Source organism: Streptomyces lanatus, assembly GCF_014655715.1.
In the GTDB taxonomy this organism is placed as follows: Bacteria; Actinomycetota; Actinomycetes; order Streptomycetales; family Streptomycetaceae; genus Streptomyces; species Streptomyces lanatus.
This window is the reverse complement of the sequence record NZ_BNBM01000003.1, coordinates 166,471-190,685: the sequence shown is the minus strand read 5'-3', so window position 1 is coordinate 190,685 and position 24,215 is coordinate 166,471. Positions and strand designations below refer to the sequence as shown.

Annotated in this window: 21 protein-coding genes; 9 read left to right on the top strand and 12 right to left on the bottom strand. The window is 70.9% G+C overall.

Annotation, left to right across the window (positions count from 1 at the left end; genetic code table 11):
* Positions 1-11 precede the first annotated feature (11 nt).
* The gene (locus IE325_RS09850) at positions 12-2,123 is read right to left on the bottom strand and encodes an ABC transporter family substrate-binding protein (protein WP_190069404.1); all 2,112 of its coding nucleotides are present in this window, start codon (positions 2,121-2,123) and stop codon (positions 12-14) included.
* Between the two features lie 354 nt (positions 2,124-2,477).
* Here IE325_RS09850 and IE325_RS09845 point away from each other — a divergent pair, with 354 nt between their 5' ends.
* The 4 genes from IE325_RS09845 to IE325_RS09830 are packed head-to-tail and all read left to right on the top strand — an operon-like array spanning position 2,478 to position 6,368.
* Positions 2,478-2,768 (top strand): Rv0250c family protein, encoded by a 291-nt coding sequence (locus IE325_RS09845; RefSeq protein ID WP_190069403.1) that lies wholly within the window; start codon positions 2,478-2,480, stop codon positions 2,766-2,768.
* A 30-nt stretch (positions 2,769-2,798) separates the two neighbouring features.
* Positions 2,799-3,620 carry a succinate dehydrogenase subunit SdhC gene (gene sdhC / locus IE325_RS09840; RefSeq protein WP_190069402.1) on the top strand — a complete coding sequence of 274 codons (822 nt, stop codon included), beginning with the start codon at positions 2,799-2,801 and terminating at the stop codon, positions 3,618-3,620.
* 22 nt (positions 3,621-3,642) lie between these two features.
* The gene (locus tag IE325_RS09835; RefSeq protein WP_190069401.1) at positions 3,643-5,592 is read left to right on the top strand and encodes a fumarate reductase/succinate dehydrogenase flavoprotein subunit; all 1,950 of its coding nucleotides are present in this window, start codon (positions 3,643-3,645) and stop codon (positions 5,590-5,592) included.
* On the top strand, positions 5,589-6,368 hold the full coding sequence (locus tag IE325_RS09830; RefSeq protein ID WP_190069400.1) for a succinate dehydrogenase/fumarate reductase iron-sulfur subunit: 780 nt from the start codon (positions 5,589-5,591) through the stop codon (positions 6,366-6,368). The genes IE325_RS09835 and IE325_RS09830 overlap by 4 nt, the downstream gene beginning before the upstream one ends.
* Here IE325_RS09830 and IE325_RS09825 read toward each other — a convergent pair.
* The gene (locus IE325_RS09825; RefSeq protein WP_190069399.1) at positions 6,343-7,281 is read right to left on the bottom strand and encodes a phosphotransferase family protein; all 939 of its coding nucleotides are present in this window, start codon (positions 7,279-7,281) and stop codon (positions 6,343-6,345) included. The two genes, IE325_RS09830 and IE325_RS09825, sit on opposite strands and share 26 nt — an antisense overlap.
* Positions 7,282-7,385: 104 nt before the next feature.
* On the opposite strand from IE325_RS09825, the gene IE325_RS09820 reads away from it, so the two are divergent.
* Positions 7,386-9,035, top strand: a complete 1,650-nt coding sequence (locus IE325_RS09820) for a hypothetical protein (protein WP_229911738.1) — start codon at positions 7,386-7,388, stop codon at positions 9,033-9,035.
* Positions 9,036-9,041: 6 nt separating this feature from the next.
* Here IE325_RS09820 and IE325_RS09815 read toward each other — a convergent pair whose 3' ends face one another.
* The 6 genes from IE325_RS09815 to IE325_RS09790 form a co-directional block, all read right to left on the bottom strand.
* Entirely contained in the window at positions 9,042-11,729 is a 2,688-nt protein-coding gene (locus tag IE325_RS09815; RefSeq protein ID WP_190069398.1) for a SpoIIE family protein phosphatase, read from the bottom strand.
* Positions 11,730-12,048: 319 nt separating this feature from the next.
* Positions 12,049-12,483 (bottom strand): ATP-binding protein, encoded by a 435-nt coding sequence (locus IE325_RS09810; protein WP_373315145.1) that lies wholly within the window; start codon positions 12,481-12,483, stop codon positions 12,049-12,051.
* A gap of 120 nt (positions 12,484-12,603) precedes the next feature.
* The gene (locus IE325_RS09805) at positions 12,604-13,002 is read right to left on the bottom strand and encodes a (deoxy)nucleoside triphosphate pyrophosphohydrolase (RefSeq protein WP_190069397.1); all 399 of its coding nucleotides are present in this window, start codon (positions 13,000-13,002) and stop codon (positions 12,604-12,606) included.
* A gap of 30 nt (positions 13,003-13,032) precedes the next feature.
* Positions 13,033-13,224: an SPOR domain-containing protein gene (locus IE325_RS09800; RefSeq protein WP_190069396.1), complete on the bottom strand. Its 192-nt coding sequence runs from the start codon at positions 13,222-13,224 to the stop codon at positions 13,033-13,035.
* A gap of 387 nt (positions 13,225-13,611) precedes the next feature.
* The gene (locus IE325_RS09795; protein ID WP_190069395.1) at positions 13,612-14,364 is read right to left on the bottom strand and encodes a GntR family transcriptional regulator; all 753 of its coding nucleotides are present in this window, start codon (positions 14,362-14,364) and stop codon (positions 13,612-13,614) included.
* 147 nt (positions 14,365-14,511) lie between these two features.
* Positions 14,512-15,651 (bottom strand): DUF4190 domain-containing protein, encoded by a 1,140-nt coding sequence (locus IE325_RS09790; protein WP_190069394.1) that lies wholly within the window; start codon positions 15,649-15,651, stop codon positions 14,512-14,514.
* A 74-nt stretch (positions 15,652-15,725) separates the two neighbouring features.
* Between IE325_RS09790 and IE325_RS09785 the strand changes: the two genes are divergently transcribed.
* Positions 15,726-16,922, top strand: coding sequence for a serpin family protein (locus IE325_RS09785; protein WP_190069393.1), 1,197 nt, complete (start codon positions 15,726-15,728; stop codon positions 16,920-16,922).
* Between the two features lie 7 nt (positions 16,923-16,929).
* Here the strand turns inward: IE325_RS09785 and IE325_RS09780 are convergent, their stop codons facing one another.
* Together IE325_RS09780 and IE325_RS09775 are read right to left on the bottom strand one after the other, a co-directional pair.
* Positions 16,930-18,489 carry a S8 family peptidase gene (locus IE325_RS09780; protein WP_190069392.1) on the bottom strand — a complete coding sequence of 520 codons (1,560 nt, stop codon included), beginning with the start codon at positions 18,487-18,489 and terminating at the stop codon, positions 16,930-16,932.
* Between the two features lie 35 nt (positions 18,490-18,524).
* Positions 18,525-19,010 carry an ATP-binding protein gene (locus tag IE325_RS09775; protein WP_190069391.1) on the bottom strand — a complete coding sequence of 162 codons (486 nt, stop codon included), beginning with the start codon at positions 19,008-19,010 and terminating at the stop codon, positions 18,525-18,527.
* A gap of 151 nt (positions 19,011-19,161) precedes the next feature.
* Between IE325_RS09775 and IE325_RS09770 the strand changes: the two genes are divergently transcribed.
* Together IE325_RS09770 and IE325_RS09765 are read left to right on the top strand one after the other, a co-directional pair.
* Positions 19,162-19,947, top strand: a complete 786-nt coding sequence (locus IE325_RS09770; protein WP_373315135.1) for a helix-turn-helix domain-containing protein — start codon at positions 19,162-19,164, stop codon at positions 19,945-19,947.
* Complete coding sequence (locus IE325_RS09765; RefSeq protein WP_190069389.1) at positions 19,944-20,123, top strand: DUF397 domain-containing protein; 180 nt, start codon at positions 19,944-19,946, stop codon at positions 20,121-20,123. The genes IE325_RS09770 and IE325_RS09765 overlap by 4 nt, the downstream gene beginning before the upstream one ends.
* Here the strand turns inward: IE325_RS09765 and IE325_RS09760 are convergent.
* A complete protein-coding gene (locus IE325_RS09760; protein WP_190069388.1) occupies positions 20,107-20,943 on the bottom strand; it encodes an oxidoreductase in 837 nt (278 codons plus the stop codon). The two genes, IE325_RS09765 and IE325_RS09760, sit on opposite strands and share 17 nt — an antisense overlap.
* A 61-nt stretch (positions 20,944-21,004) precedes the next feature.
* On the opposite strand from IE325_RS09760, the gene IE325_RS09755 reads away from it, so the two are divergent.
* Positions 21,005-21,910: a LysR family transcriptional regulator gene (locus IE325_RS09755; RefSeq protein WP_229911737.1), complete on the top strand. Its 906-nt coding sequence runs from the start codon at positions 21,005-21,007 to the stop codon at positions 21,908-21,910.
* A 16-nt stretch (positions 21,911-21,926) separates the two neighbouring features.
* Here the strand turns inward: IE325_RS09755 and IE325_RS09750 are convergent, their stop codons facing one another.
* Entirely contained in the window at positions 21,927-24,110 is a 2,184-nt protein-coding gene (locus IE325_RS09750) for a DEAD/DEAH box helicase (protein ID WP_190069386.1), read from the bottom strand.
* Between the last annotated feature and the right edge of the window lie 105 nt (positions 24,111-24,215).

The following is a 24,215-nucleotide window of genomic DNA, read 5'->3' as shown; positions in this document are numbered from 1 at the left end:
GCCCCAGACCCCTAGTCGGTCGAGGCCGTCGCCGCCGGCTTCTGCGCCTTCTTCAGGAACCCCATGTCCTCATACACCGGCGTCCCGAATCCGAACGCCCCCGCGTTCCCCACGCTCGCCCGCACCGCCACCAGCTGAGGCCGCTGGAAGAGCGGCAGCGATCCCGCCGCGGCCCAGATCCGTGAGTCGGCCTTCCGGATCAGCGCGCGCGACTCGGACTCGTCCAGCGTGGCGATCGCCTCGTCGAAGAGCTGATCCACCTGGTCGGTACCGACCCGCGTGTAGTTCTGCTCGACGTTCAGCGAGCCGTCGGCCGCCGGCACCGGCTTGGCGTAGATGGGCCGCGCGTCGGTCGCCGGGTACGCGGAAGCCGGCCAGGAGTAGAGCGCGAGGTCGTACTGCCCGGACGCGATGTGATCCTTGAAGTAGCTCTCGTCCGAGACCTTGCTGATCACGGTACGGATCCCGACCCGCTCCAGCATGATCCCGATCCGGTCCGCCACGGTACGCAGCGTCTGCGACCCCTCCCCCGCCGGCACCACGAACCTCAACGTCAGCGGCTTCCCGTCCTTGGCCAGCGGCCGCACCGCCGCGCCCGCCGGTGCCGCGGTGCCCTGCGGGGCATACGCGCCGGGCACCCCGCCCTTGCCGTACTGCTTGCCGTCCTGGGCGAGATGCTCCCCCTTGCGCCCCTCGTCACCGTCCTCCCCCTTGTTGTCCTCGCCGACGATGTAGGTCCCGTCGTCCCCGGACTCGGACTTCTTGCCGCTCTTCTCGCCCTTCTCGGCCTTCTCCCCCTTGGCCCCCGCCGCCTTCTCCCCCTTCTCCCCCTTCTTCTTCTCGACCGGCCCGCCCGGCACCCACCCCGCATCCGCGAGCAGCGCCTGCGCCTCCTTCCGGTCCTGGCCCCCGATCGCCCCGCTGCTGTCGGCGTACGCCGCCTGGCCGGCCAGTGCGAGATGGCTGCCGACCGGCTCGGCGGGGAGTCCGAGCGGGGAGAGGACCAGCTTCGCCAGTTCCTCGCGGTCGAGGGCGCGGGCCACCGCCCGCCGTACGCGCTCGTCGGCGAAGGGACCGTCCCCGCCGTTCAGCGCGAGCTGGGTGTACGACGGCTCCAGCGACTTGCGTACCTCGAAGCCCCGGAATCGCACGCGGTCCCGCTTCTGCTTGGGGGTGAGGGTGCGCCGGTCGGGGCCCATCAGCGGGGTGCTGGAGACACTGGCCGACGGTGAGGCGGGACGCGGGGGCGCCGCGAGCGCGATCCGCTTGGCCGCGGTGGGGTCGACCTCGGCCAGGTCCAGCTCCCCGGCGGCCAGCTCGGCGGCCCGCTCGTCGCGCGGCACGGCCCGCAGCAGGATCTCGTTGAGCTTGGCCGGCTCGCCCCACCAGCGCGGATTGCGGATGAGCCGGATCTGGTCGCCCTTGCGGTCGATCTTCTTCACGGTGAAGGGACCGGCGCTGACCTTGAGCTTGCCCCGGGCCCCGTCGTTGAAGGAGTCGGGCGTGCCCATGACCTCCTTCGGGTACAGCGGGGAGAAGAGGGAGCGCCAGTCCGCGTACGGGCGCCCGAAGGTGACCCGCACCTCCAGGTCGTTGTCGCCGCGCTCGATCTTCTCGATGCGGTCGTAGCCGGCGTTGCGGGCGGTCCAGTAGGCGCTGTCCTTTCCGGACAGGGCCCGCCACTGGGCGGAGAAGTCGGCGGCGCCGATCTCGCGGCCGTCGCTCCAGACGGCCTGCTGGTTGAGCTTGTACAGGACGACCTGCTTGGGCTCGGTCTCGACGATCTTGGCGGATTCGAGGTAGTTCGGGTTGCGTTCCGAGCGGCCGTTCGCGTCGAGCCGGAACATCGACGGCAGGGTGGCCTGCGCGATCCGGGTCGTCGTGGCGTCGGCGTCCGACTGGAAGGTGTTCAGCGTCTCCGGTACGGCGTCCACGGCCCAGCGCAGGGTGCCGCCGTCGGCGATCTCGGCGCGGGCGGCCGGGGCGATGTCCTGCCCTGCGAGGGGTTTGCCGGCCGGGTCGGGGTCGCTGCATCCGGTGAGCACGGAGACCGCGAGCGCGCCCGCGCCGAGGAAGGCGGCCGAGCGCATGACCGAGCGAGTTCCGACGCCGTCGTGGGACATCTGTGGTACCTCCGGGGAGCCAACCCGCCGGTGACGATATGTACGTTCTGATCACTTTTGGCGGTATTTTGGAGTTGATCAGATCTAAGGCACCCCACTGAAGAGGAAAGGGTTCGCCGGGCGGAGACGACACGGCGGCGGGAGCGCGCAAGCCCACCCGAGTGGAGCAACGCGGGCTCCCGCACTCCGTGAGCTCCCCCGGCGTACACAGAGCGCATGCGAGCGCGCGTCGGAGGCGCGCAATCCGCCAATCGCTGCACATGCCTTCACAGGGGCAGGTGTGACGCGCAACACTCGCAGGCGCATGAACGTTGCCACCCAGGGCCGAACGGCCCACGGAAGTGAGGTCACGTCATGTCCGTGCAAGACGACCTGACAGCTGTCCAGCGCTGCCTCGACGACCTGGCCCGGTCCGTGGGCCGGCTGGAGAAGCAGCTGGGCACCGGCGGAATCGAGATGCGCCGCGTCCGCACCGACGCCAACCATCTCCGCGAGAGCGTCGCGCTGCTGCGGGACTCCGCCGCGTCCCCCGCCACCCAGCGCAAACCAGAACTCGTCACCATCCCCGACACGCCGTACGACGACTCTCTGTGGATCGACACGGATGACGAGGGTCTCGGCGCAAGGGACCGCCACGCCCCCTGACCCCCCACCCGACCCGACCGGAGTCATGCATTGGCCACTGGTACGGAACCCCATCTGAACAGCGGCGGCGTACGCACCGGTACGCGCGCCGCGATCACCGCCCCGCACCTGCGGACCGACCGCTGGTGGCTGGCCCCGGCCGTCACCGCGGCCGGTCTGCTGGCGTTCATCGTGTACTCGACCTGGCGGGCCTTCGCCAACGCGGACTACTACGCGGCGCCGTATGTCTCCCCGTTCTACTCGCCCTGCCTCGCGGAGAACTGCGAGACCATGCGCGGCGGGCCGAACTGGGATCTCTTCGGGAGCTGGTGGGGCATCTCCCCCGCGATCATCATCCTGATCTTCCCGCTCGGCTTCCGCCTGACCTGCTACTACTACCGCAAGGCCTACTACCGCGGCTTCTGGATGTCGCCCCCGGCCTGCGCGGTGGCGGAGCCGCACACGAAGTACTCCGGTGAGACCCGCTTCCCGCTGATCCTGCAGAACATCCACCGGTACTTCTTCTACGCCGCGCTCCTGGTCGCCGGGATCCTGACGTACGACACGGTGCTCGCCTTCCGCGACGAGAACTACGAGTGGGGCCACATGGGCCTCGGCACCCTCGTCTTCCTCCTCAACATCGCGCTGATCTGGGCGTACACCCTGTCCTGCCACTCCTGCCGGCACATCGTGGGCGGCAAGCTCAAGCACTTCTCCAAACACCCCGTGCGCTACCGCATGTGGCAGTGGATCGGGAAGCTCAACGCCCGGCACATGCAGCTGGCGTGGGCGTCGCTGGTGAGCGTGGCGCTCGCCGACTTCTACGTCTATCTCGTCGCGTCCGGGGTCTTCGACGATCCGCGCTTCTTCTAATTCGTGAGTGGGGACTGAACAGATGTCCGTGGTCGAACGGCAGGAGTGGGACGTCGTCGTGATCGGCGCGGGGGGCGCGGGCCTCCGGGCGGCGATCGAGGCACGGGAGCGAGGCGCCCGTACGGCCGTGATCTGCAAGTCGCTCTTCGGCAAGGCGCACACCGTGATGGCCGAGGGCGGTATCGCGGCGGCCATGGCCAACGCCAACGAGCACGACAACTGGCAGGTCCACTTCCGCGACACCATGCGCGGCGGCAAGTTCCTCAACCAGTGGCGGATGGCCGAGCTGCACGCCCAGGAGGCGCCGCAGCGGGTCTGGGAGCTGGAGACCTGGGGCGCGCTCTTCGACCGCACGAAGGACGGCCGTATCTCGCAGCGGAACTTCGGCGGCCATGAGTATCCGCGCCTGGCGCACGTCGGCGACCGCACCGGCCTGGAGCTGATCCGCACCCTCCAGCAGAAGATCGTCTCGCTCCAGCAGGAGGACAAGAAGGAGACCGGCGAGTACGAGTCCCGGCTCAAGGTCTTCCAGGAGTGCACGGTCACCCGGATCCTGAAGGACGAGCGGGGTCGGGTCTCCGGGGTCTTCGCCTACGAGCGTGAGACGGGCCGCTTCTTCGTCATCCAGGCCCCGTCCGTGGTCATCGCGACGGGCGGGATCGGCAAGTCCTTCAAGGTGACGTCGAACTCCTGGGAGTACACGGGCGACGGCCACGCGCTGGCGCTGCTCGCGGGCGCGCCCCTGCTGAACATGGAGTTCGTGCAGTTCCATCCCACGGGCATGGTCTGGCCCCCCTCCGTGAAGGGGATCCTGGTCACCGAGTCGGTGCGTGGCGACGGAGGGGTGCTGCGCAACTCCGAGGGCAAGCGGTTCATGTTCGACTACATCCCCGACGTCTTCAAGGAGAAGTACGCGCAGTCGGAGGAGGAGGGCGACCGCTGGTACGAGGACCCGGACAACAACCGGCGACCACCCGAACTGCTCCCCCGTGACGAGGTGGCGCGGGCCATCAACTCCGAGGTGAAGGCGGGCCGGGGCTCGCCGCACGGCGGGGTCTTCCTGGATGTGTCGACGCGTATGCCGGCGGACGTCATCCGGCGCCGACTGCCCTCCATGTACCACCAGTTCAAGGAGCTGGCGGACGTGGACATCACGGCGGAGGCGATGGAGGTCGGGCCGACCTGCCACTACGTCATGGGCGGTATCGCGGTCGACTCGGAGTCGGCGGCGGCGCGCGGGGTGCCGGGCCTGTACGCGGCCGGTGAGGTGGCCGGCGGGATGCACGGCTCGAACCGCCTCGGCGGGAACTCCCTCTCCGACCTGCTGGTGTTCGGCCGCCGGGCGGGCTGGCACGCCGCCGAGTACGCGGCGGCGCAGGCCTTCGAACGCCCCGAGGTCAGCGACATGCAGATCGACACGGCGGCGGCGGAGGCGCTGCGTCCCTTCTCCGCGGAGGGCCCGACCGGGAGCGAGGACGACGGGCCGCGCCCGCCGGAGAACCCGTACACCCTCCATCAGGAACTCCAGCAGGCGATGAACGACCTGGTCGGCATCATCCGCCGCGAGGGCGAGATGGAGCAGGCGCTGGAGAAACTCGCCGACCTTCGGGTACGGGCCCGCCGGGCCGGGGTCGAGGGGCACCGCCAGTTCAACCCCGGCTGGCATCTCGCGCTCGACCTGCGCAACATGCTGCTGGTCAGCGAGTGCGTGGCGCGGGCGGCGCTGGAGCGCACGGAGTCGCGCGGCGGCCATACCCGCGAGGACCATCCGACGATGGACCGCAAGTGGCGCAACATCAATCTGCTGTGCCACCTCGCCGACCCGACGGGCGGTCTCGCGGCGACGGACCCCGAACGCGGCCAGATCAATCTTGTCCGGGAGACCACCGACCCCGTCCGCCAGGACCTGCTGGCTCTCTTCGACAAGGAGGAGCTGGTCAAGTACCTCGCCGAAGAGGAGCTCTACCAGTGAGCAGCAGCTACGAGGCCCGCTTCAAGGTGTGGCGGGGCGATGTCCAGGGCGGTGACCTGGAGGACTTCAAGGTCGAGGTCAACGAGGGTGAGGTGGTCCTCGACATCATCCACCGCCTCCAGTCCACCCAGGCGCCCGATCTCGCCGTCCGCTGGAACTGCAAGGCGGGCAAGTGCGGTTCGTGCTCGGCGGAGATCAACGGCCGCCCGCGGCTGATGTGCATGACGCGCATGTCGGTGTTCACCCGGGAGGAGACGATCACGGTCACGCCGCTGCGGGCGTTCCCGGTGGTCCGTGACCTGGTGACGGACGTCGGCTTCAACTACGACAAGGCACGGCAGGTCCCGTCCTTCGTACCACCACAGGACCTCGGCCCCGGCGAGTACCGGATGATGCAGGAGGACGTGGACCGCTCGCAGGAGTTCCGCAAGTGCATCGAGTGCTTCCTGTGCCAGGACACCTGCCATGTGGTCCGCGACCACGAGGAGAACAAACCGGCCTTCGCGGGCCCGCGCTTCCTGATGCGGGTGGCGGAACTCGACATGCACCCCCTGGACGCCGCCGCCGACACCGGCCTCGACCGCAAGAAGACCGCCCAGGACGAACACGGCCTCGGCTACTGCAACATCACCAAGTGCTGCACCGAGGTCTGCCCCGAAGGCATCAAGATCACCGACAACGCCCTGATCCCCCTGAAGGAACGGGCGGTCGACCGCAAGTACGACCCTCTCGTCTGGCTGGGCTCGAAGATCAGGAGGCGCTCCTCAGCAGAGTGAGCGTCTGCTGAAGGTTGTGCTCGGCGATGGCGCGCATCGGCGCCGGGTCCGGGAAGTCGCCGTCGAGGAGGCGCAGCGGGCCTGCCACCAGCCCGAGGTGCATGGCCAGGCGGTACAGCCGCAGACGGTGTTCGTCGAGGCCGGGGACGCGGAGGGCGTCGTAGTGGCGCCCGAAGCGGAGCCGGAGGAACACGTGCTCCTGCTCCACGTCGGCGTGGCGCAGGCCTTCGATGTCGATCAGCACGGGGTGCCCGTCGGGGGTCAGCAGGACGTGGTCCGGGCCGAGTTCGCCGTGGATGAGGGTGTGCCGGGCGCGGGGCCGGACCTCGGCGGCCAGCTCCCGCACCCGTGCGGTGAGTTCCTCGCGTACGGCGGCGATCCGCGGTTCGCGGGCGGCGGCCTCCTCGATGGAGCGCAGGGCGCCCTCGACGGGTGCGGCCTCGCCGACACGGGGGCCGGTGACGGCGTGCAGGGTGGCGAGCAGGTCCGCGAGGCGTTCCATCGCCGCGGGCGCCGTCTGCGGATCCCGGTGCAGCAGGTCCTCCAGGCTGCCGCCGGACAGGTCCTCCACGATCGCCGCGTCCGCCGGGAGGCGGGTGTGCGTGGCGTCGGTGTACAGCAGACGCGGGACGCGGACGCCGACGGCGGTCAGCCGGTCGTGCCCGGCCGTGAACAGGTCGAGGCCCGTGCCCTGGGAGAACGGGTCGGAGGGGCCGGCGTCCCAGTAGTCCTCGGCCGCGGACCAGACGTAGGCGACGACCGTCGTGCCGTCGTCGAGGGTGAGCCGGTAGACGCCCTTCCTGCTTCCGCCGCGCAGCCGGGTCACCGCGGTGAGCGTGCGGTGCGGGCCGGTCGCGGCGCGGGCGAGAGGGGCGAGGTCGGCGCGGGTGAGGGGCTTGCGGGTGGCGGTCACCCGGCCGATCGTCGCAGGCCGGCCCGGCGGCCCGCAGGCGCTTTTGCGGCGGCCCTGTCACACCCCGGTCGCGCGGTGGCTTTGCTGCTCATACGCTCCCAAATGTGAAGTCATCGTCGATCCGGGGCCGGCCGCCGTGTCAGCGCTCGCAGATATCGGTGCGGCTGGTGCAGGCGCTGGTGGGCGGGCTGGTCGGGGTGGTGTGGCTGGTGCTGCCCGGGATGACGGTGGTCGGCGGGGTCGCGGGCGGGGCGGAGCGGCCGGTCGCCGGGGCGGTGGGGCAGGGGGAGGACGAGGGGGACTCCGCGGTGGACTTCGTCCTGCCGGTGGCGGCCATCGTCACCGCGGGCGTACTGGCCGGGTACGGCTTCCTGCGGCGCAGGCGGCGGGCGCGGGAACGTACGACACCAGGTGGGGCGCCGGGGGCGGGCGTGGAGCCGCCTGTCGGGGAGCTGGACGAGCGGGCGCGGGCTTCGCTGGTCGCGGCCGATGACGCGGTGCGGGTCAGCGCGGAGGAGCTGGGGTTCGTCGCGGAGCGTTTCGGGGTGGAGCTGGACACGGCCGATGACTCGATGCGGGTCAGCGAGAAGGAGGTGGGGTTCGTCGCGGAGCGGTTCGCGGCGGTTCTGCGGGACGCGGAGGCCGAGTTGGCGGTGGCGTTCCGGATGCGGTGGCAGTACGAGGGCGGGGTGCCGGAGGAGGCCGCGGCGCGGCGGCACGCACTGGCGGGGATCGTCGGGCGGTGCGAGGAGGCGGGGCGGCTGCTGGACGGACAGGCCGCCGCGTTCGATCAGGTACGGGGGCTGGAGGAGGGGCTGGGCGGCGGCCTGGGGCACGCCCTGGTCGTCGCCGAGGGCCGGTTCCGGGAGCTGACGGGCCGGGCCGCGAGTGCCACCACCACCCTCGCCGAACTCGGCGAACGCCATGGTCCCGCCGCGATCGCCACCGTCGCCGGCCACGCCGAGCAGGCCAAGGACCGCCTCGTCTTCGCCACCACCCACCTCAATCACGCCCGCCAGTCCGCCGACGCGGGCACCCCCGACCGAGCCGCGACCCACCTCCGAACCGCCGAGTCCGCCATCGCCCAGGCCACCACCTTCATCACCGGCATCGAACGCCTCGCCGGGGACCTCGCGACGGCGGCGGCGATGGTGCCGGCGGCGCTGACGGGGGGTGAGGTGGAGATCCGCGGGGCGCGGGAGGCGGGAGTGAGGCGACAACCGCCCTCCGACGTGCCCCCCGGCGAGCTCCAGGCCCGCGTCATCCACGCCGATCTCGCTCTCGCCGGTGTGCGGGAGGTGCTGGTCTCGGGGCGGCCGTACGACCCCGTCGAGCTGTTGCGGCGGATCGTGCGGGCCGTCGCGCCGGTCGTGTCGGGGCGGGCCGGGGTGATTCCGGTCGCTGCCGAGGTGTGTGCGCGGGGAGCTGTCGCGGGGGCGGACGACGTCGTGGCGACGCATCGGGCGGCGGTGGGCGGCGAGGCGCGTACCCGGCTGGCGGAGGCCCGGCGTCTGCTGACCTCGCCCGCTCCGGGGCGGGAGCTCGCCGACCTCGTCGCCGCCGACACCCTCGCCCGACAGGCCCGCGACCTCGCCGAACAGGACATCCGCATGCACGGCAACCCCGTCGACGCCCCTGACGTGGGCGGCCTCGCGGGCGCCGTCCTCGGTGGCATCCTGCTGCGCGACGGCGCACCACCCAGCTTCGGCGGGCCCCGTACTCGGGACCGGCGCAAGTACCCCGCCGACTCCTGAGCGGTCTCAGAACAGGCTGAGCAACGCCTCCGCCGGGTCCGTCAGGCCGTTCTCCCCGTCCGGCAGCGGCAGTTCGAACCACACCGTCTTGCCGCGCGGGGTGCGGCGGGAACCCCACGCCGCGCTGAGGAGGCCGACCAGTTGGAGGCCCCGGCCGCCCTCGTCCGTGTCGCGGGCGCGGCGGCGGCGGGGCTGGACCAGGCCGGAGTCCCAGACCTCGCAGACCAGAGTGCGGTCCAGCAGCAGGCGGAGTCTGATCTCGCCCTCTCCGTACCGCAGGGCGTTCGTCACCAGCTCGCTGACCAGCAGTTCCGTCGTGTCGACCAGCGGCTCCATGTCCCAGGACAGGAGCTGCCCGCGGGCGTACTCACGCGCGCGGCCGACGCTGCGCGGCTCGCGTGGGAGGGTCCAGTCGCCCACCGACTCCGCCGGCAGTCCCTGGACACGTGCCATCAGCAACGCGATGTCGTCCTCGCCGTGGTGTGTGTCGAGGGTGTTCAGGACGTGGTCGCAGACGTCCTCCAGCGGCTCGGAGGGGTCGGTCAGCGCGCCGACGAACGCCTGGAGGCCCTCGTCCAGGGGGTGGTCGCGGGACTCGACCAGACCGTCCGTGTACAGGGCGAGGAGCGCGCCCTCCGGCAGTTCGACCTCCACCTCCTCGAACGGCTCCCCGCCCACGCCCAGCGGCATCCCCGGCGGCACATCCAGCATCAGCGCCGGCTCACCGGGCTCGACCAGGACCGGCGGGAGGTGGCCTGCGTTGGCGAAGGTGCAGCGGCGGGTGACGGAGTCGTAGACCGCGTACACGCAGGTCGCCAGATACACCTCCGACAGGTCCGCCTCCCGGGGGCGGCGCGCCGCGCGCGTCGCCTGCTGCACGCCCCCCGGCGCGCCCAGGCCGCGCGCGATCTCGTCCAGCGCCGAGAGGACCTCCGCCGGTTCGAGGTCCAGCAACGCCAGCGTGCGTACGGCGGAACGCAGTTCGCCCATGGCGACAGCCGCGCGCAGACCGCGGCCCATGACGTCCCCGACCACCAACGCCGTACGGTGACCCGGCAGTTCGATCACGTCGAACCAGTCGCCGCCCACCTCGCTGGGCCGGTCCGCCGAGGAGTTGCCGGGCAGATAGCGGCACGCGATGTCCAGGCCGGAGGCGACCGGGTCGCCGGGCGGCAGCAGGGACCGTTGCAGTATCAGCGCCCGCTCGTGCTCGCGCCGGTACAGCCGGGCGTTGTCGATGCACACCGCCGCCCGCGCGGCCAGCTCCACCGCGAGATCACGGTCCCGTTCGCCGAACGGCTCGCTGCCCTTCGTACGGGCGAACTGCGCCAGTCCTACGACCGTGTCGTGGGCGACCATCGGCACGACGAGCGTGGACTGGACGAGGCCGCCCTCCTCGCCGGGCACATGCTCCGGCCGGGCGGTGCGCAGGGCGTCCGCGCCGGGCGAGTTGAAGGGGTAGTGGTGGACGGCGCCGACCGCGACGGGCGCGCCGCCCCCGACGAACGGCGCGTCGGAGACCGCGCTGGCGAAGGCGACCCGGCGCAGTTCCGCGCTGCCGTCGGCGAGGCCGGGCGGGGTCTCGTCGCCGGCCAGAAGGCCCTGGTAGAGGTCGACCGTGGCCATGTCGCAGAAGCCCGGCACCACCACGTCGAGGAGTTCACGGGCCGTGGTCTCCAGGTCGAGGGAGTTGCCTATGCGGGCCCCGGCCTCGTTCAGCAGGGCGAGATTGCGCCGGGCGGCGGCGGCCTCGCGGGCGGCGGCGCGGCGGGCGGTGATGTCGATTCCGAGCCAGGCGATGCCGATGGGGCGGCCGCTGCCGCTGTGTACCCGGTAGAGATTGACGGACCAGTGGCGGCGGTCGTCGGAGCCCGGCAGAAAGCCGGTGACATGCATGTCCGTGATGGAGTCGCCGCTCTCCAGGACGCGCCGCAGGGTGGCGGCGACCCGGTCGGCCTCGGGGCGGGCGAGATAGTCGTGGACGTTCTTGCCGCGATGGTCGTCGGGGGTGCCGCCGAACAGCGAGGCGAACCGCTGATTGGCCCGCCGCACCCGCAGATCGGGGTCGATCAGCAGGAAGCCGAAGGGAGATTGACCGAAAATGGACTGCGAGGCAGCTAGGTCGGTCTCGATCCGGCGCAGGGTGCGTACATCCACGACGATGCAGACGGCGGCCTTCTCACCGCCCTCGGTCCGCGTCGGCATGACGTACACCTCGGCGAGGCCCTCCGCACCGGGCCGCCCCTCGGCGTCCGGCACTCGGAAGGGGACGACGCCGGTCCACTCCCGTCCGTCCAGTATCTCGGCCATCTTGCGCTGGCCGTCGTCGCGCAGGTCGGGGTCGACGAACGCCTCGATGGGGTCCATGCCGACGGCGCGCTCGGCCGGGATGCCGAAGACCTGCTCGGCCCGCAGGCTCCACTGGTCGACCAGGCCGTCGGGGCCGATGGAGAAGGAAGCGACCTTGATGTAGTCGTAGATGGAGCCGGGCGGGCTGCTCTGCCAGACGGGGTCGCCGGGGCGGGGCTCGTCGAAGGGGAGTGCCGGAGAGACATGTGTGTCGCGAGCGGTCCGCGAGCCCTGTGAGGCCCGTGTGTCGTGGGGCCGCTCCCCCGCGGCGCCCGTCGCGGCCCTCGTCCTCGCGCCGTCCGACGGGTCCTCGGACTCCGTCGCCTTCGCTGGTATCTCGCTCACGCGAACCGTCCCCTCCAGCTCACCGCGTCCGGCACCGGTCACCGGCGGCGGCTGCCCGCAGTATCCAGCACTACGGCCCCGCACAACACGGTGTTCACGATCACAGCACGATCCCGATGGTTTTCGGTCCCGGCTGCGGAAACACTTCCAGACTTCTAACCAGCGGACACGCAGTCGAATCACCCGGTTCGGCACCTGCCACTGGCCTGAACCATTCGTTCGACAGTGCACTGGTCGACGTACACCGCGACAGACGCCTACTGACGGGTTGTACACGGCTCGTACGGGGCTCGGTACGGGGCACGGGGGGCGCCAGGTATCACTCGGGCACCGCGAGTTCGAACCACACCGTCTTGCCGGTGTTCCGGCCCGGTCTGGTCCCCCAGCGGCGCGAGGAGTGCGCCACGAGCTGGAGTCCGCGCCCGCTCTCGTCCTCGATTTGGGCGACGCGTTCGCGGGGCGGATCCGGCAAGGGGTCGGAGACCTCGACCAACAGGACGTCACCCAGGTGGGCGGGACGGACCAGCCGTACACCGATGGGGCCCGTGGCGTGCCGCAGGGAGTTGGTCACCAGCTCACTGACCAGCAGCGCGGCGATGTCGACGAGGCTGTCAAGACCCCAGCCGGACAGCGTGCCCCGAACGGCGGCACGGGCAGCGCGCACCGCGCCCGCTTCCGCGGGAAAGGTCCAGTCGGCGCAGTCGCCTCCGGTGTCGATCACGCCGATCACTTCCCAGGCCAGCGGGTTCACCATGTCCGGTTTCGCAGGGTTAGTGACCACATACCCGATATTCGGGAGCCGGTACCGTGCGAAAGGTATGCGACAGGGTAGGAATCCGTGAAGGTATTCCGTGAAGAAACGGGACCCGGGATTCTAGGGCCGAAGCCGCGCCGCCACTTCCCTGACCGCCGGCACATCCTGGTCCAGCCAGTCCACGTCCCAGAGCTCGTCGGGGCTCAGCCAGCGCAGCGCGTCATGGTCCTGGAGGGCCTTGGGTTCGCCCGTGCCGGGGAGGAGACGGGCGGTCCACACCTGTAGGACGTACGGGGATCTCAGCGGCCACGACCCCGGTACGCGCTCGATCAGCTCGGCGTCCACGCCGAGTTCCTCCCGCAGCTCGCGCACGAGCGCCGCCTCGGGTGTCTCGCCGGGCTCGACCTTGCCCCCGGGCAACTCCCAGCGCCCGGCCAGCTCGACCGGCGCGCTGCGCCGCGCGGCGAGCAGGCGGCCCGCGTCCAGCAACGCGGCGCCGACCACGATCCGTTCCGTCATGCGCCGGAGCCTACGGGAGCGGAGGGTGTGTCAGTTGCCCCCGCTGTCCCCGTTCTGCGCGATCCGCTCGACCCAGTACAGCTGCTTGTGTCCGCGGCTGTCGAGGCTGTCCGCGATCTTCTGCGCCTCGGCCCGTGTCGCGTAACGGCCCACCCGGTAGCGATTGCCGTTGTCGTCCTGCCGGACGACGAGCCAAGGAAGAGTGATCGTGCTGTCGTTCATCGCGCTCCACTGCTCCTTCCCGCCCACGACCGGCCGCCGCGCCGTGCCCCGCCCGCTAAGGAAACCGCAATCCGCATATGCCCGAGCCTACGCCTAACCTTTACGCAGCGAATACGGCTTTTCACAAAGAGGTACGCAACCAGCCAAGTCGCAGGGGGCGCACGGCATCGAATGCGCCGTGCGGAGACGTAGATGCATCCGGTCACGGGCATACCGGGCACGCCCATGGCGACCTGCGAAAACGGCCAGATTGCAACGGCAGCGGAAGGGACGGGAGTTGGCGGGAGTGGAGTCCCTGACGATGGCAACTGCCGTGAGGTGTGCGCTACCTCACCCAGGAATGCGCTACTGCACCTACTGGGCGCGCTACTTCACCCTTCGGGTGGGCTACTTCACCGGCAAGTGGTACGAGACCCGGTAGCGGTCGGCCGGGATCACCACGTCCGCCGTCTCCACCGGACGGCCCGACGCGTAGTAGGTGCGCTGGACGACGATGACGACATGACCGGGGACGCCGCCGAGCGTCAGCAGCTCCTCCGCGAGGCCGGGCCGGGCGCCCACCTCCTCGGTGACGTTGTCCACGACGACGTCGATCGCGGCCATCCGCTCGACGACCCCCATGCCGCCGAGCGGGCCCTCCTCGGGCAGCATCACGGGGGTGCGGCCGGTGACGGCGAGGGGCTCCCAGGACGTGGACAGCATCATCGTCTCGCCCGCGTCCCGGAAGAGATACCGCGTGCACATCACGCGTTCGCCGGGCCGGATGCCGAGCCGCTCGGCGACGGCGACGCTGGCCTCGGCCTGCTCGCTGCTGGACTCCCAGGTGCCGCGCGCCTCACCGTCGGCCTGCTCCTGCCGGAAGGGCGTCGCACCGCTCGGCGGGCGGAAGCCGGAGCGGGCGATACGGCGCGGCACGGGCCGCTCTCGCACATAGGTCCCGGAACCGGAGCGCCCCTCGACCAGGCCCTCCGCCATCAGCACCTTGCGCGCCTCCAGCGCGACGGTGTCCGAGACGCCGTACTCTGCGCGGATCCTGGCCTGGGACGGGAGTCGGGTGTGCGGCGGGAGCGAGCCGTCGACGATCTTCTTGCGGAGATCACCCGCGACGCGCAGATACGCCGGCTGCTCACCGAAAGTCACTGGCCGCTCCCATCAGGTTGTACAGACAGCAACAGCGTGGCAACCATGAGTTGTCCCGTGCAAGCAAAGGCCAGAGAATCACTCGATGTGATGACTTGTGCCCACGGGGGGCTTTACGCAGGCACTTTCTCCCCGCTATAGCCGCGCTCACACATCGATCCCACCCGTGTCATCGCTCCCGCCGCCGCCTTCGGATTCGTCCTCGTACGTCGGTGCGGTGGTGTCCAGGCCCAGAGCTTCGCGGGCGGTGACGGTCGTGGGGCCGTCCACGTAGTCGTACCCGTTGTCGTAGTGCTCGTAGTACGCGTCCGCGTCCTTCGCCCCGGCCGCCCGTGCCCACTCCGCGCGGGCGTCCTCCATCTCCTCGATCAGCTCGGCGACCGGCTGCTTCGCCTCCGGCCCCCAGCCGTGCCCGCGCATCGCCTCGATCTGCGCGCCGAGCACCACCTGGACGTCCTTCGCCCAGGCCTTGTTGGCCGCGAGGTCGTCTTCCGCGTATTCCTCGGGCTCCTCGTACAGGGCCGTGTCGACGGCGTTGCTCGCGGAGAGGAAGACGGTCTGGTCCAGGCCGAGGGTCGTCGGGTCGCTGCGCAGGGAGCCGGTCAGCTCGGTGTCGCGCTCCGTGCCGCCGAAGAAGCAGGTGATCTCGCGGTCGCCAAGGCGCCAGCTCTGCCGGGACGGGATGAAGTAGTACACGTCCACGTCGTCCGGTACGGCCCAGGTGTCCATGGCGTAACCGTCCTGGAGGGCATAGCACTTGTCGTCGGCGTTCCTGGTGACCTCCTCGTCGCCGGGATAGGCCCCGCCCGGCAGGGTGACGACCGCGAAGACCTCGCCGTCGTGCGGGCCGGAGCAGGGCACCTCGTCGATGTCGTACGCCTCGCCCTCCAGGTTGCCGGTGGGTGAGTCGAAGCAGTTGCCCTTGTCCAGCGCGAAGGCGGTGCCCTCGCCGGTCGCCGCGCCCTTGAAGCCGTCCCAGAAGTCGGCGGCGGAGCCGGTGGTCAGCGCGAGCGTCCACAGCACGAGCCCGACGGTCGACAGGATGGAACCGGCGACCGCCATCCCCTTGCCCCGCTCACCCTTCCTCTTGATCTGCGCCAGCGCGATCAGCCCCAGCACCAGACCCACGGCCGGCACGAAGCAGAGGATGCCGAGGACGAGGGAGGCGATGGCGAGCCCGTTGATGGACACGGGCCGCCCGTAGGGGCCGTAGCCGGGATGACCGTACGGGTACGGCCCCGGGGCGCCGTATGGCTGCTGGGGTCCGGCAGGCGGAGGTATGGACACGAGTACCGTGCTCCTGATTCGGGGAACGGGCGTACGACTGCGCGCATGGTAAGCGTGCGGTGAGGGGGATTGTCATGTCGGTTACGAATGCGACGATCCGGGCAGCGAACCGGCTGACCGCACGCTGGGCCGACGAGACCAGTGACGGCACGGTCTTCTCGGCGACCGGCGCCTGGCCACTGCTCGCCTTCCTGGCGGACGGCGCGGGCGGTACGGCACGGGTGGAACTGGCCGACGCGGTGGGGATCGCGGCGGATGAATCGGCTTTCGCGGCACGGGAGTTGCTGCGAGCGATGGGGTCGATGCCGGGCCTGGACGTGGCACTCGGGCTCTGGACCAAGCGGACTCTGGAGCTGCGGGACGAGTGGACGGCGGGACTGCCCACGTCAGCGCACGGGGTGCTGACCGGGGATCCGGTGGCCGACAAGGGGACGCTGGACGCGTGGGCGGCGAAGCGTACGGGCGGGCTCATCGAGGAGATGCCCGTCCCGCTGACGGCCGACACCGAGTTGGTGCTGGCGAGTGCGCTGGCGCTGCGGACGAACTGGCTGCGGCCCTTCGTGGAGCGGCTGTGGATGCCGGAGAACGGCCCCTGGCGCGGGCAGGAGCTGCTGGGCCTGTCCCGCAGGAGCGCGCTGCTGGACCGGGTCGGCGTCGCGGACACCTCCGCCGGGCACGTCACCGAACTGAAGGTGCTCGGCGACAACGCCATCGACGTCCATCTGCTGCTGGGCGAGGAGGGGATGACGCCGGGGCAGGTGTTGGGGGCGGGGGTGGACGTCCTGGCCGGGCATCCGGTCGCCTCCGGTCCTCGACTCCCGTACGGCGAGGTGGGCCCCGGGTTGCGTGTCGTGAAGGAGCGCGCGGCGCGGCCCCGGCCGCCGACGCTGGACGTCATGACGTTGGCGTACGAGGTGCGGGCGAGCCACGATCTCCTGGACCACCACGAGGTGTTCGGCCTGACGACCGCGAGGCGCAATCAGTTGCCGGGCCACTTTCCAGGGGTGAGCGACTTCCCTCTGTACGTGGAGGGGGCCCGGCAGTCGGCCATGGCCCGCTTCGGCGCGCGGGGTTTCGAGGCGGCGGCGGTGACGGCGTTCGGCATGGTCGGGGCGGGTATCCCTCAGCTCCGCTGGCAGAACACGACCATCGAGGCGACCTTCGACCGCCCCTTCGGCTTCCTGGCCGTACACCGCCACACACGGCTCGTCCTCGCGGCGGGCTGGGTGACGGACCCGGAGCCGTACCGCGAGGACGAGGGGGACTACTGAGCGGCGGTCAGAACTGAAGCGCCCAGGCGTCGATCCGCCCGGTGTCGAGGTTCGCGTTGTCGCTCACGCGCAGCTTCCACACCCCGTTGGCCGCCTCCGACGAGGCATTCACGGAGTACGTCGTGTCGATGTTGTCCGAACTGCCGCCCGTCCCGTACGACTTCAGCGTGTACGCCGTGCCGTCCGGGGCGATCAGCTGGACCTGGAGGTCGCCGATGTATGTGTGGACGATGTGGACCTCGACGGCCAGGGCCGAGGGCGCGTTGCCGGAGACGCCGGAGACCGTCACCGGGGACTCGACCGTGGAGTTGTCGGCGATGGCGTAGTCACCGGTGTTGTCGAAGCGCGGGCCGGGCGGAGTGGTCGTACCGCCGCCGACGTACAGAAGCCGGTTGGGTGAGCCGGAGCCCGGGCTGGTGACGACGCCGGTCGTGGCGGCGGATGTCAGGGCCGAGGAGACCTGGGCCGGGGTGGAGGTCGGGTGGTCGGCGAGGTAGAGCGCCGCCGCGCCCGCGACATGCGGGGTCGCCATCGACGTACCGGAGATGGTGTTGGTCGCGGAGTCGCCGGAGTTCCAGGCCGAGGTGATGGATGAGCCAGGTGCGAAGAGGTCGAGCACCGAGCCGTAGTTGGAGTAGCTGGCCTTCGCGTCGGTCGACGTCGTCGCGCCGACCGTGATGGCCTCGGTGACGCGGGCGGGCGACCTGGTGGAGGCGTTGGTCGACTCGTTCCCGGCCGCTACGGCGAAGGTGACGCCGGAGGCGATGGCGTTGCGTACGGCCGTGTCGAGGGCGGTGTCGGCGCCGCCGCCGAGGGACATGTTGGCGACGGCGGGCTTGACCGCGTTCTGGGCGACCCAGTCGATACCGGCGACGACCTGGGCGGTCGTACCGGAACCGGAGTTGTTCAGCACGCGGACGCCGACGACCTTGGCCTTCTTGGCGACACCGTAGGCGTTGCCCGCGACCGTGCCGGCGACGTGGGTGCCGTGGCCGTTGCCGTCCTGGGCGGTGTTGTCGTTGTCGATGGCGTCGTAGCCGTAGGAGGCACGGCCGCCGAAGTCGCTGTGGGTGATGCGGACGCCGGTGTCGATGACGTACGCGGTCACGCCCTGCCCGGCCGAATCCGGGTAGGTGTACGAGCTGTTGAGCGGGAGGTTCTTCTGGTCGATGCGGTCCAGGCCCCAGGAGGGCGGGTTCGTCTGGGTGCCGCTGATGGTGAAGGTGCGGTTCTGGACGACGGAGGCTACGGCCGGGTCGGCGGCGAGCCTCTTGGCCTCGGCGGCGGAGGCGTCGATCGCGTAGCCGTTCAGGGCCTTCCTGTACGTCCGCTCGACGTCGGCGCCGTATCGCTCGACGAGGTCACGCCCCGCCTTGGAGCCCGAACGGGCGTGGTCGGCCTTGAGGGTCACGATGTAGCTGTCGGCGACGGCGCCAGCCGCGCCCTCGTACTGGATGTGACCCTGGGGTGCGGCCGTTGCGGTGGCGGGGAGCGCGGGGATGAGCGCGACGGCGAGGGTGGCGCCGAGGACGACGAGTCTTCGCCGGGAGTTACGCATCACTGTCATCTGAGGGGTCCTCCTCGATTGGTGGTGCGCGTGCGTTAGTTGAACATGAACCTGTCAATTTCCTGGCCAATACTGTGCGCCAGCGGAAAGATTGAGGGTTCCACAGGAATTCCACAAGGGTCGTGCACGGCGAACTCCGCCCACACGACTTTGCCGGGACTGCGCTCCCCCACGCCCCACTTGTCGGCCAGGGCGCCGACCAGCAGCAGACCGCGACCGCCCTCGTCGGGTTCGTCGGGGGTACGGGGGACGCCGGCGCCGCTGTCGTGGACCTCGACGCGGATGACGTCGCCGTCGTAGCGGACGCGGAGGAGGAAGCCGCGGCCGGGTGGGACGCCGTGGAGGAGGGCGTTGGTGGCCAACTCGCTCACGCAGAGGAGGAGATCGTCGGTTCGGGGCCAGTCGGGGAGGCCCCAGTAGGTGAGGGCCCAGGCTGTGAGGTTGCGGGCGGCGGGGATGGAGCGGCGGTGGCGGGCGTAGAACTGGTCGCGTTGGAGGGGGAGTTCGTTTGTTGCGTTCACAGGGCGAATGTTGCGCACAGTCACTAGCGTTGATCAGTGAGCGAGCCCGTACACCGGATTTGTACGGGTCCGCACCGGGTCGGCGTGAGCACGTGTGGGGAGTTAGCCGGGCATGAACTCCAAGAAGCCGCGGAAGAAGAACGTCTCGTCCATGCGGATGCTGGGCGCGCAGATGCAGACAGCGCGGAAGGCAGCGGGGCTCACACAGCGCGCGCTCGCCGCCGAGGTCCTCGTGGACGAGGAGACCATCGCGTCGATCGAACAGGGACGGCGAACGTTGCTGCTGGACATGGCGGAGGCGGTGGACCGGATTCTGGACACGAAGGGGACGTTGGCGGCCGGGGTCGAGAACTTCCCGGAGATCGATCAGTTCCCGCTGTACGCCGAGCAGTACATGGTGCACGAGCGCGAGGCCATCGCGCTGTCCTGGTACGACGCCCTCGTCGTCCCCGGCCTGCTCCAGACCGAGCCGTACACCCGCGCGGTGATGCGGGAGCGGGTACCGGCGTATGACGAGGACGAGATCGCGACCAAGGTCACCGCCCGCGTGGAGCGGCAGGAGATCTTGCAGCGCAAGTGCCCGCCGACGATGAGCTTCATCGTGTGGGAGCCGGTGCTGCATCTTGAGATCGGCGGCGACAGGGTACGTCGCGACCAGCTACGTCGGCTGCGTGAATGCGCTGAACTCCCAGGCTTGTCCTTGCAGTTCCTACCGACACGCACGTCCGCGCACGCTGGTGTGGACGGCCCATTCACCCTCCTGGAGACACCCGATCACCAGCAACTGGCCTACACCGAAGGCCAGCGCGGCAGCCAGTGGGTTTCTGACCCGGATGAGGTGTCCATCCTGGCGCGCAAGTATGCGATGCTGCGGTCACAGGCCCTGTCTCCCCAGGAGTCCAAGAGCCTGCTGGATCGTCTTGTAGGAGATAAATGAGCACCGCACTTAAGTGGTTCAAGTCGAGCTACAGCGGCAGCGAGGGCGGCCAGTGCGTCGAGGTCGCCCTCACCTCCCGCACCATCCACATCCGCGACTCCAAGAGCACCCCGGTAGACGGCCCCACTCTCCAGGTAACCCCCTCCGCCTGGGCGGCGTTCACTGCCGCGAGGTAAAGGCCGTCGCCCGCGCCCGCTCCTCCCACCCGGCGACATCCCCCCGCACCTGCTCCAGGTGACCGAGCACCGCATCGACCCCGTCGTCGCCCAACGGCAGCCTCAGCGGGGTCTTCTCGGACTTCAGCGCGGCCAGAATCAGCGCCGCCGCCTTCGCCGGGTCGCCGGGCTGCTTGCCGTCGCCGCCCGAGACGGCACCACGCGTCTCGCTCACCTTGGCGTACAGCCCGCTGTCCGCGCTGTCCCCCTTCCGCCCCGTCTCGAACAGCGACGTACGGAAGGACCCGGGCTCCACGATCAGCACCTTGATGCCGAACTCGGCGGCCTCGTCCGCGAGCCCCTCGGAGAGGCCCTCCAATGCGAACTTGGTTCCGCTGTACGCCGAGAAGCCCGCGAAGGACATCTGCCCGCCCATGCTGCTCATCTGCACGATCGCCCCGGACTTGCGCTCGCGCATGTGCGGCAGCACCGCGCGGGTGAGGGCGACGGGCCCGAAGACATGCACCTCGAACAGTTCGCGCAGCTCCCGCTCGGTGGTCTCCTCGAACGCGCCCACGTGGGTGCGCCCCGCGTTGTTGACGAGGACGTCGACGCGTCCGTGCCGGGCGATGACGTCCCGTACGGCGGCCTCGGCGGCACCCGTCTCGGCCACGTCCAGACGTAGCGCCTCCGTCTGGTCGGGGTGTGCGGCCACGAGGTCGTCCAGCGCCTCGGGACGCCGTACCGCACCCACCACCACATCACCCTCGGCGAGCACCGCCTCCGCGATGGCCCGCCCGAAACCGCTGCTCGCCCCTGTGATCAGCCATACCTTGGTCATGTCTCCAGCATGCCGCCGCGCCGGGTTGCCCGCCCAAGACCCATCCTGATAACCGATGGTTATGGCGATGGACGTTCATGTACGGGACCTGCGCTATTTCGTGGCCGTGGCCGAGGAACTGCACTTCACTCGTGCCGCCGAACGGCTGTACGTCTCCCAGCCCGCGCTCAGCAAGCAGGTACGGGCGCTGGAGCGGCAGCTCGGTGTGGAGCTGTTCCGGCGGGATCCGCAGGGCGTGGCGCTCACCGAGGCGGGCGGGGCGCTGCTGCCGCACGCACGGCGGGTGCTGGACGCCTGGTCGGAGGGGGCGGCGGCGCTGGAGGCGGCGCGGGCTGCGGTGCGCGGCACGCTGGTGGTGGGGATGAGCACCAGTCCGGGGCGTGGTGGGCTGCTGCCGGCGATCCGTTCCCGCTTCACGGCCGCGCATCCGGACACGGTGCTGCGGCTGCGCCAGGTGAGCTGGGAGGATCCCACGGCGGGCCTCGCGGACGGTGACGCCGACGTGGCCTTCGTCTGGCTGCCGCTGCCGGACGCCGAGCGCTACGGCTGGACGGTGGTCGCGGAGGAGCCCCGCCTGGTCGCCCTGCCGGAGACCCATCCGCTGGCAGCCCGTACCGAAGTCGACTTCACGGACCTCCTCGACGAGCCGTTCCTCGCCCTTCCCGCCGCCGCGGGGCCGCTGCGTGACTACTGGCTCGCCCTGGAGGAACGCGGCGGGCGCCCACCGCGCATCGGGGCCGAGATCGCGAGCACGGAGGAGACGTACGAGGCGCTGGTCGCGGGTCTCGGCATCTGCCTGGTGGCCACGGGGAACGCTCCGCTGATCAGCCTGGGTGGGGTGGTGACACGTCCGGTGCGAGGGGTGTCGCCCAGCCGGTATGCCCTCGCGTGGCGGCGGGAGGACGGACGGCGCCTTCTCGTACGGGCCTACGCGGAGGCGTGCCGCCGGGCGACGGGGCGGGCGTGACGGCCCCGGCCCCACCTCACTCCGTCGGCTCCAGCGCCGCAGGCCCCCGCGCCGCCGCCGTGCCCAACCGTGCCTGCTCTTCCTCCACGATCAGGCGGGCCAGGCTGAGGTCCGAGATGTCCACCGCGTCCGGCGTCGACTCGGCGACCGCGCTGCGGCGGGCGTAGGCGTCGAACAGGCGGGACTTGTTCTCCAGGAGCCGTACCAGTCGGTCGTCCACACCACCCGTGCAGAGCAGGCGGTGCACCTGGACCGTGCGGACCTGGCCCATGCGGTGGGCGCGGGCGACCGCCTGGTGTTCGACGGTGGGCTTGAGCTGGGGCTCGCAGAGGATGACGACGGACGCGGCCTGCATGTTGAGGCCCACCCCTCCCGCCTCGATCTGCGCGAGCAGCACCGCGTGGGCGGGGGCGGCGGCGAAGTCGTCCACGAGTCGCTGTCGGCGGGCGGGCGGCACGCTGCCGGAGATCGGGCCGAAGACGGGACCGCGGTCCGCCAGCGCCTCGCTCACCACGCGCAGTACGTCGCGGAAGGCGGAGAAGACGACGACCTTGAGTCCGTTCTCGGCGGCCTCCGTGGCGATCTCGCGCAGCCGGTCCAGCTTCGCCGACTGCTGGGGACGGGCGTATGCCGCCCGGCGCATGGCCATGAAGTTGCCCGCTGCCACGGCCTCGCGGTAGGCCTCCTCGTCCTGCGGGCTGGGCTCCTCCCACTCGTCGGTGTGCTGGAGCGCGGGAAGTTCGGTGAGGACGTCCTGCTGGTTGCGGCGGAGGTAGACCGGGGCGACCGCCTTGCGGAAGGCCTTGGAGCCCGCCACGCCGTCGTGGTCGTCGACGGTGCCGGCCAGTTCGGGCCGGAGTATGCGCACCAGGCTGCGGAACTCCTCGACCCGGTTCTCCATCGGCGTACCGGTCAGGAACAGCACGCGCTCGCAGTGCTCCGCCCACTCCGAGACGGCCATGGCGCGGCGGGTCTGCGGGTTCTTCACGAAGTGCGCCTCGTCGATGACGAGCATGCCCAGGTCGACATCACCATCGGGGGTCGGGAAGCCCCGTAGCGCGTCGAAGGTGGTGACGCCTACGCCGCCCCGGCCCTTCCAGTCGGCGAACCCCTCCTGCCGGTCGGGGCCGTGCAGCGGTGTCACGCGCAACGCGCTGCGCTTCTCGATCTCCCGGGTCCAGTTGATGAGCACGCTGGCCGGGCAGACCACCAGGAAGTGGGTCTCGCCCCCGGCGGACAGATGGGCGAGCGCGGCGATCGCCTGGATCGTCTTGCCGAGGCCCATCTCGTCGCCGAGGATCACCCGGCGCTGGGCGAGCGCGAAACGGGTGCCGAAGGCCTGGTAGCCGCGGAGGGAGACGCGGCGGTGGGTGTCGTCGAGGGGCTGGGTGCGGACCCGTTCGGCCACCTCGTCGGGGAGGAATCCCTCGGCCGCCGCCGGGTCTGGTGCGCGGCCCGAGAGCTCGGCGAGCAGGCCGTAGTACTCGGCGGAGCGCAGCTCGAAGTCGACGAGGGCGGCCACGTCGGAGTCCGGGCGGCGGAGGAGGTCGACCGAGGCCTGGGCGAGGAGTCGGTGCAGTCCGTCCTGCTCGGCCTGGTCGGTGAGGGTGCGGACCTCGGCCAGGGCGGTCAGGGCCCGTTCCCTCCTGTCCCTCCGCGCGAGCAGCATCCGCAGCCTGCCGGACGTCGGCGCCGCCTCGGTCAGCTGTGGGCCCAGGCGCTTCGTCAGGGTGCTTGCCGCGTCCACGGCCCGGCGTGCCTCGGGGCCCGCCTCCACCAGGACGTTGAGCGCGACGACCAGGGCGGTGGTGCGGGGCTCGGGCTGGTCCACGTCGATGTGCACGGCGACGGTCTCGCGTACGGCGTCGGCGATCCGCCGGGCGGCGGCCACGGTCTGGTCGGCCGTCTGCTGTCCGACCCCGGGCAGTTGGCGCAGTCGGTACGGTCCGGCGTCCAGGACCTGTCCGACCGTACGGAAGCCGCCCTTCTCCACCTCACCGAGGCGCAGCCTTCCTTCAGTGAGGTCCTTGAGGCGGGTCACCGGGATGGCGTCCAGTTCGTGCCGGGCCAGGTCGTCGTGGATCGGTTCCAGTGCGGTGCGTACGGCCTCGACGGCCCGCGTGTGATCGTCGACCACCGCCTGCGCCGCCTCGTACAACCGCTTGCCCCTGGCCACCGCCTCCCGCTCGCTCCGGCCCATCGCGCCCCCCTTCCGCCCCTCTCATCGCGTCCCCGCATCCTCCCACCCTGGGACGGACCCCGGACCTGGCCGGTTCGCGGCCTGCCCGTCCGCCCATCCGCCCGC

Bases quoted from the DNA above. Each gene is read 5' to 3' on its own strand.
- IE325_RS09770 (WP_373315135.1), top strand. From the start codon at position 19,162: ATGCGGATGCTGGGCGCGCAGATGCAGACAGCGCGGAAGGCAGCGGGG.
- IE325_RS09785 (WP_190069393.1), top strand. From the start codon at position 15,726: ATGTCGGTTACGAATGCGACGATCCGGGCAGCGAACCGGCTGACCGCA.
- IE325_RS09780 (WP_190069392.1), bottom strand. From the start codon at position 18,489: ATGACAGTGATGCGTAACTCCCGGCGAAGACTCGTCGTCCTCGGCGCC.
- IE325_RS09810 (WP_373315145.1), bottom strand. From the start codon at position 12,483: ATGGTGAACCCGCTGGCCTGGGAAGTGATCGGCGTGATCGACACCGGA.
- IE325_RS09850 (WP_190069404.1), bottom strand. From the start codon at position 2,123: ATGTCCCACGACGGCGTCGGAACTCGCTCGGTCATGCGCTCGGCCGCC.
- IE325_RS09800 (WP_190069396.1), bottom strand. From the start codon at position 13,224: ATGAACGACAGCACGATCACTCTTCCTTGGCTCGTCGTCCGGCAGGAC.
- IE325_RS09835 (WP_190069401.1), top strand. From the start codon at position 3,643: ATGTCCGTGGTCGAACGGCAGGAGTGGGACGTCGTCGTGATCGGCGCG.
- IE325_RS09750 (WP_190069386.1), bottom strand. From the start codon at position 24,110: ATGGGCCGGAGCGAGCGGGAGGCGGTGGCCAGGGGCAAGCGGTTGTAC.
- IE325_RS09805 (WP_190069397.1), bottom strand. From the start codon at position 13,002: ATGACGGAACGGATCGTGGTCGGCGCCGCGTTGCTGGACGCGGGCCGC.
- IE325_RS09765 (WP_190069389.1), top strand. From the start codon at position 19,944: ATGAGCACCGCACTTAAGTGGTTCAAGTCGAGCTACAGCGGCAGCGAG.
- IE325_RS09845 (WP_190069403.1), top strand. From the start codon at position 2,478: ATGTCCGTGCAAGACGACCTGACAGCTGTCCAGCGCTGCCTCGACGAC.
- IE325_RS09760 (WP_190069388.1), bottom strand. From the start codon at position 20,943: ATGACCAAGGTATGGCTGATCACAGGGGCGAGCAGCGGTTTCGGGCGG.
- IE325_RS09755 (WP_229911737.1), top strand. From the start codon at position 21,005: ATGGCGATGGACGTTCATGTACGGGACCTGCGCTATTTCGTGGCCGTG.